Origin of the sequence: Variovorax sp. KBW07 (genome assembly GCF_003852515.1) — a bacterium.
In the GTDB taxonomy this organism is placed as follows: Bacteria; Pseudomonadota; Gammaproteobacteria; order Burkholderiales; family Burkholderiaceae_C; genus Variovorax.
In genome coordinates this window covers 40,380-47,126 of the sequence record NZ_QAJK01000055.1, presented here as the reverse complement: position 1 = coordinate 47,126, position 6,747 = coordinate 40,380, and the positions used below count along the sequence as shown (strand labels likewise).

Genomic DNA, 6,747 nt, shown 5'->3' with positions numbered 1-6,747 from the left:
TGGTGTACCGCTGATCAACGACCACTCTGATGACGCTCACGCGGATGGTGTGCTCTGCGCAGCGAAATAAAGGAGGAGCGAAGCGGGGGACATTCGCGGAGCAGAGCACACCGTCGGCGTGGGCGTCGCCCTGAACAGCGCACGTCACAAGCAAACAGAACAACGCGAGAAGCAACGGCCACCCTATGACGCCCGCTTGCTGAACTTGGGGTCGAGCGTGTCGCGCAACCCGTCGCCCACCAGGTTCACAGCCAACACCGTGATCGCAAGGAAGGCCCCCGGAATCAGCACCATGTGCGGGTACTGGGTGAACTGCGAACGGCCCTCCGCCATCACATTGCCCCACGTCGGTACGTCGGGCGGCAAACCGATGCCCAGGAACGACATGATGGCCTCGATCAGCATCGCGGCTGCGCACACGTACGTGCCCTGCACCACGATCGGCGCGATGGCGCTCGGCAGGATGTGGCGCAGCAGAATTTTCCAGGTCGGGGTGTCCAGTGCCACCGCGGCTTCGACGAACGGTTCTTCCCTGACCGTCAACACCACCGAGCGCACAAGTCGCGCGACCCGCGGCACCTGCGGCACCGTGATCGCGAACACCACCGTCCACAGCGTCGGGCGCCACAGCGCCACCAGCGTGATGGCGAAGAGGATGTCGGGGATGGCCATCATTCCATCCATCAGCCGCATGAGCACGCCGTCCAGGCGCCGGAAGTAGCCGGCCACCAGGCCCACGCACAGGCCGAAGAAAAGCGACAGCGCGGCGACCGCGACGCCGACCAGCAGCGAGACGCGTGCGCCAAAGATGACGCGGCTCCAGATGTCCCTGCCCAGGCTGTCGGTGCCCATGGGAAACCACCGCTCGAAACTTTCTCCCGACAGCGCGACGAACTCGCCCTGGGCGCCCGGCAAAAGGTTGGCGCTGCCCGGATCGATGGCCGCGGGATCGATGGTGTAGAGCCACGGTGCGAGCACCGCCACGACCAGCAGCGCGAGCAGGATCGCGCCGCCCAGCTTCACCGCCCCGTTGCGCAAGGCGCGGCCGACGAGGCTTGTGCGCCGAGAGGCCTGGGGCGTGCCGGCATCGGTGGCTTCGACCGCTTCGATGGAGATGGACATGAATGTTCTTTTCTTCTTCTGATGGCTTGCGCCGGCATACCGCTCAGTACCGGATGCGCGGGTCGAACAACAGGTAGCTCAGGTCCACCAGCAGGTTGATCAGCACGTAGACGACCGAGAACGACAGCGTCAGCCCCTGGACCAGCGGGTAGTCGCGGGCGAGCACCGCGTCTACCGTCAGCGCACCGAGCCCCGGAATGGCGAACACCGTTTCGGTGACGACCACGCCGCCGATCAGCGACGCCACGCCCAGTCCGATGACGGTGACGATGGGCACCGCCGCGTTCGACAGCGCATGCCTGACCAGCACCCTGCCCTCCGACAATCCCTTGGCGCGCGCTGTTCGCACATGGTCTTCGGCGAGCGCCTCGGCCACGGCCGCGCGCGTGACCCGCGCAATCAATGCGATGTAGACGATCGACAGCGTGCACGCCGGCAGCACCAGGCGCAGCAACCACGGCCCGACGCCATCGGCCAGGCGCGAATAGCCTTGCGTCGGCACCCACTGCAACTGCAGGCCGAAGAACCAGATGGCGACATAGCCGACCACGAACACCGGCACCGAGAAGCCCACGACCGAAAGGCTCATCAGCGCGCGGTCGAGCCAGCCGCCGTGCCGCCACGCGGCCAGCACGCCCAGGGGCACCGAGACCACCACCGCAATGACGATGGTCACGGCCGCCAGAGACAGCGTGGGCTCGATGCGCTGCGCTATCAGCGTGCCGATGGCCTGCTTCTGGAAGTACGACTCGCCGAAGTCCAGGTGCAGCAACCGGTTGAACCAGAGTGCCATCTGCGTGAGCAGCGAATCGTCGAGCCCGAGCTGCGCGCGAATGCGGGCGATGTCGGCCGTGGTGCCGCCCTCCCCCACGATGGCCGCGGCCGGATCGCCGGGCATCAGGCGCAGCATCAGGAACACGATCACGCCCACGACGGCGAACACGGGAATGGTCGAGAGGGCACGGCGAACGATGAAGTTCAGCATGCTGGCTTTCCCCTGGCGCGGCGCGGCGTGGCCACAGTCTTCGTCGCGGCCATCGTCAGTTCTTGCGGATGTTCCAGTACACCAGGCCCGGCGCCTTCAGCACGCCGGTCACCGCGCCCTTGCGCATCGCCGACATGACCGCGATTTCGCCCACCGGGCCGATGATCGCGGCGTCGAAGGAACGCGCTTGCATCTTCTGCGCAAGGCGCTTTCTCTGCGCCAGGTCGGTGGTGGTGGCGAACTGGGCCTTGAGCGACTCCAGCTCGGGATCGACCGGCCAGCCGAAGTAGCCGCTGTCGCCATTGCCCGTCAGCGGGCCGTAGGTCATCGGGTTCAGCGCGTCGCCGCTCCATCCGGTGATGAAGATGTTCCAGCCGCCCTTGCCGGCCGGCTCCTTCGACACCCGCCTTGACACCAGCGTGCCCCAGTCCATCGACTGCAGGTCCACGTTGAAGCCCGCCTGCTTGAGCAACTGCGCATACACCTGCGGATACTTGACCAGCACGCCCAGGTCGGTGGGCGCCAGCAGCACGATGGGCTCGCCGTTGTAGTTGGCTTCCTTCAGCAGCTTCTTCGCTTCATCGAACTGCGGCTTTCCGGTGAAGAAGCCCGCGTCGGTCGAGGCATAAAGGGAGCCGCAAGGAAAGATCGACACGCATGTCTTGTACAGCTCGCGAAACTGCGCCTGCGAGCGCAGCATGGCTTCCTGGTTGATTGCCAGCATGGCCGCGCGTGCGATCTTGGGGTTGTCGAAGGGCTCGACCGCGTGGTTGTAGTGCGCGGTGATCGAGCCGGTGGGCGTGACCTGCATCAGCTCGACCTTGGCGTTGGACTTCAGGCTCGAGAAGTGTTCGCTCGGAATCAGTTCGAGCATGTCGACCTCGCCGTTGACCAGCGCATTCGCCTGCGTCTGGCCGTCCTTGAGAATCACCCACTCGACGCGGTCCACGTTCACGCGCTTGCCGCCGGCCGTCCCGGAAGCGGGCTCACCCCTGGGCACATAGCGCGGGTTCTTCAGGTACACCACGCGGTCGCCGGGGCGGTACTCATCCTTCTTCATCGTGAAGGGACCCGAGCCGGTGGTGTCGTCGATCTGCTTGTCCGCGGGCGTCTGCGCAACCCTCCTGGGCATGATGAACGGGACGTTGGAGCCGGTCTTGGCCAGCGCATCGAGCACCAGGCCGAAGGGCTCCCTGAAGCTCAGCCGGAAGCTCCTGGCGTCCACCGCCTGCGCCTTGTCCAGCACGGCCATCATGCGTTGGCCCAGCACATCGCGCTTTCCCCAGCGCGCAACGGACGCGAGCACGTCTTCGCTGGTCACCGGCTGTCCGTCGCTGAACACCAGGCCGGGGCGCAGTGTGAAGTCCCACACCTTCAGGTCCTTGCTGGCCTTGAAGGTGTCCACCATCTGCGGCTTGATTTCTCCGGCCTCGTCGGTGCCGAAGAGCGTGTCGTAGACCATGAAGCCGTGATTGCGCGTGACATCGGCCGGCGTCCAGATCGGGTCGAGCACCTTCAGGTCGGCCATGGGCACGACACGCAACACCTTCGCGTCCTGCGGCGGTGCCGCGAGAGCGCTCAGCGAGACGACGGCGCCGAGCGCGACGAAATGACGAACGGCGGAAAGGCGAAGTTTCATGGTGAGACCCGGGCGTGGTGAAGAAGTCGGAGCCGTTGTGCGGCCGGCGTGATGTGTGGCGCGTGGCGGTGGAGCGTCAGGCGTCCAGTGGCCACTTGGGGCGCTGCACCTTGCGGTATTCGAGCCTGCGAAGGTCCATCGCGGCCGACCCCGGCGCGTCGACGAAAAGCACCTTGCCGGCGATCGCGGAGAAAGACGCGTAGAAGTGCTGGGTCGACTTGACCACCACCATCTTCTTCGACGCAAGATCGACGCCCAGCTGCGTGAACATGTCCGTGCCCATGGCCTGGTTGCGCAGCGTGATGAGCACGATCTCGATGCCGTCGGCCTCCACCAGCGCGCAGTCGCCCAGCGACATCGGCGTGCCGGCCAGGCCGGTCATGACCATGTCTTTCACCAGCGCCTTCACGGTCACGACCAAGTCCATGGGATTGCCCGAGAACGGGCCGATCTTTCCGCCCATGCGCAATGGCAGGCATGCGCCCAGGCCCGCGTCAAAAGCGATGCGCACCGCCACCGGGTCCCACAGCGGCCCCATCGCCACGTTCCGGATTTTTCGCTCGACGAGGCGGCTGAGAATGAACGTCGAATCGCCGGCGGCACCGTCTCCCGGGTTGTCGGCCGCGTCCGCCAGCACGACCGGTCCCCCGTCGAACGCGAGCGCGGCATCAAGCGCTTCGTCGATGCCCGGATAGGTGGGCTCCAGTTCATTCCTCATGGCGAACAGCTCGGCGGCCAGACGGTCGGCCAGTTGCTGCGCCTTGGCCCCGTCGCCGTCGGTGTAGACCAGCAGCTTGGTGCCCATGGAAGCCACGTCGCCGAACGGAAAGCCGTGGCAGACCGAGATCGAGAGCACGCCGTTCTTGCCTTCCATCGCCATGATGCGATCGACATAGCTTCGCGCGGGCTCGTCCGGCGTGCGAATGACCGCGATCATGTGGCAGTCGGCCACGGCCGCCGTCGGCCGGATGCGCTGTTCGAACTTCGCCACGGCAAGGTCGAGCAGGTCGAGGCCGCGTGCCAGCACATCGGTGTGCGGAAACTCCTTGAACGCAACCAGCATGTCGGAATGCGCCAGCATCTCCGGCGTGAGATGGCAGTGGGGATCGATCTCGGCCCCGACCACGACATGCGCGCCCACGGTCTGGCGCACGTGCATGAGAAGGTCGCCTTCGCAGTCTTCGTAGCCGTCTGCGACCATGGCGCCATGCAGGCCCAGCACCACGATGTCCACTGGCAACGCCTTGCGCAGGTCCGCCAGAAGCTCTTCGCGAAGCGTCTCGTAGGCATGGCGCGTGGTGGTGCCGCTGGGCTGCGCGCAGGCCACGAGCCCCTCGACGAGTTCCCAGCCATGCGCCTCGCACCGGATGCGCGCCGCGGCAAGCGGGCCCGCGAAGAAGGTCATTTCTTTCGGATGCGTGCCGGCCGGAAAGTACCCCTGGTCGATGAACGACGAAAGGCCGGTCGGCATCGGGCCGAAGGTGCTTGTCTCGGTGGCCAGCGAAGCGCTGAATATTTTCATTTTGTTTTTCTCGAAGCGTCGAAAGAGGCTCACGCCATGGAGCCGCTCTGGGAGCGGGTCCGCGGCGTCATCGTAGGTCTGGGGCTTCGGCGTTTTTTCTCGTTCGAAGGGGCGCAAACGCAATTCCGAATCGATTTCGGACGCCCCGCCGAAACGATCAGGCTGTCGCTGCCTCGGCCCACTGGCGCTGCGCCAGCAAGACCTCGTCGGCCGAGCGGCCCAGCAGTTCCGCGTAGACGCCCGGCGCGGTCGCGCCTTCGGTGTTGATCAACAGCACCTTCGAATCGGCGCCCAGAGCGGCTTGCCGGCGCCACTGCGCCGAGCGCGCGACCATGTGCAGCGCCGCCGCGCCGGCGGCACCCGACTCGCCGCTGACGATGGGCCGGTCGAGCGTCGAGCCCTCTGCCAGCCAGCGCATCGCTTCCACCGCGTGGCTGTCTTCGATGGCGACGAAGCAATCGATCGACGGCTCCAGGAAGCGCCAGGCCAGGGTGGAGGTTTCGCCGCAGGCAAGCCCGGCCATCACCGAATCGACACTGCCCGTGGCCACGGCCGGGCGGCCCTGCAGCGCGCTCTGCATCAGGCAGTCGGCCTGGCGTGGCTCCACGACGATGAAGGTGGGCCGCTGCGCGCCGAACTTCTCCCAGAAGTAGCTCGCGACACCGGCGGCCAGCCCGCCGACGCCGCCCTGCAGCACCACATGGGTGAAGGGGCATGCCGATGAAGCCGACGCTGCCGGGGCTGCCTGCTCGAGCAGTTCGTCGACCATCGTTCCGTAGCCCTGCATCACGTCGCGAGGAACCTCTTCGTAGCCCGGGTATGCAGTGTCGGAAATGACCTGCCAGCCATGCTGTTCGGCCAGTTGCGCCGCATGCGTGACCGAAGCGTCGTAGTTGCCTTCGATGCGAACGATCTCGGCGCCGAACGCGGCAATGGCGCTTTCGCGCTCCGGGCTGACGTGCCGGTGAAGCACGATCACGCAGCGCACGCCCGCGCTCCGGGAGGCGGCGGCAAGCGCGCGGCCGTGGTTGCCATCGGTGGCGCTGATGACGACAAGGTCGCCCAGCTCGGCGCGGTGCGCACCGGCCAGCACGTCTTCGGGCGCCCATGAAGGATGGCGGCGAACGACCAGTCGAACCAGCGCGGCGGGTGCGCCGAGTGCCTTGAAGCTGCCCAGCGACGAGCGCACGGACTCGTCCTTGACGCAGACATCGGCAAGGTCCAGCTTGCGTGCCAGGTCGGGCAGGCGCCACAGCGGCGTCGGCTCTGGCGAGAGCAGGTCCCAGCGCGAAAGCCACGACCGGGTGTGCCGTGCTTCGGCGATGCTCATGATGCTTCGCAGCGAGTGCGGATACTCGTTTCGAAGGGCTCTTGGGTTGCTGACCAGCATGGCGAAATTCCTGAGGTGATGCGCATAATCGTAGAACCGCCCCCTTCGAATTTCTTCGCATTGGCGCATGCGCTTATGCAATCCCTCCT

Annotated in this window: 5 protein-coding genes; all 5 read right to left on the bottom strand. The window is 66.2% G+C overall.

The genetic code is table 11. The features are described 5' to 3' along the window. Window positions 1-183: 183 nt before the first annotated feature. The 5 genes from DBV14_RS13075 to DBV14_RS13055 all read right to left on the bottom strand — a co-directional run bounded on the left by DBV14_RS13075 (window position 184) and on the right by DBV14_RS13055 (window position 6,658). Entirely contained in the window at window positions 184-1,122 is a 939-nt protein-coding gene (locus DBV14_RS13075; protein ID WP_124459608.1) for an ABC transporter permease, read from the bottom strand. Window positions 1,123-1,165: 43 nt separating this feature from the next. Then, window positions 1,166-2,107, bottom strand: a complete 942-nt coding sequence (locus DBV14_RS13070; protein ID WP_124459607.1) for an ABC transporter permease — start codon at window positions 2,105-2,107, stop codon at window positions 1,166-1,168. Between the two features lie 55 nt (window positions 2,108-2,162). After that, complete coding sequence (locus DBV14_RS13065) at window positions 2,163-3,746, bottom strand: ABC transporter substrate-binding protein (RefSeq protein WP_124459606.1); 1,584 nt, start codon at window positions 3,744-3,746, stop codon at window positions 2,163-2,165. 76 nt (window positions 3,747-3,822) lie between these two features. Continuing rightward, complete coding sequence (locus DBV14_RS13060; RefSeq protein ID WP_124459605.1) at window positions 3,823-5,268, bottom strand: M81 family metallopeptidase; 1,446 nt, start codon at window positions 5,266-5,268, stop codon at window positions 3,823-3,825. Between the two features lie 157 nt (window positions 5,269-5,425). Next, window positions 5,426-6,658 carry a diaminopropionate ammonia-lyase gene (locus tag DBV14_RS13055; RefSeq protein WP_124459604.1) on the bottom strand — a complete coding sequence of 411 codons (1,233 nt, stop codon included), beginning with the start codon at window positions 6,656-6,658 and terminating at the stop codon, window positions 5,426-5,428. Window positions 6,659-6,747: the final 89 nt, after the last annotated feature.

Coding starts and splice junctions, on each gene's coding strand:
- DBV14_RS13055 (WP_124459604.1), bottom strand. CDS start 6,658: ATGCTGGTCAGCAACCCAAGAGCCCTTCGAAACGAGTATCCGCACTCG.
- DBV14_RS13060 (WP_124459605.1), bottom strand. CDS start 5,268: ATGAAAATATTCAGCGCTTCGCTGGCCACCGAGACAAGCACCTTCGGC.
- DBV14_RS13075 (WP_124459608.1), bottom strand. CDS start 1,122: ATGTCCATCTCCATCGAAGCGGTCGAAGCCACCGATGCCGGCACGCCC.
- DBV14_RS13065 (WP_124459606.1), bottom strand. CDS start 3,746: ATGAAACTTCGCCTTTCCGCCGTTCGTCATTTCGTCGCGCTCGGCGCC.
- DBV14_RS13070 (WP_124459607.1), bottom strand. CDS start 2,107: ATGCTGAACTTCATCGTTCGCCGTGCCCTCTCGACCATTCCCGTGTTC.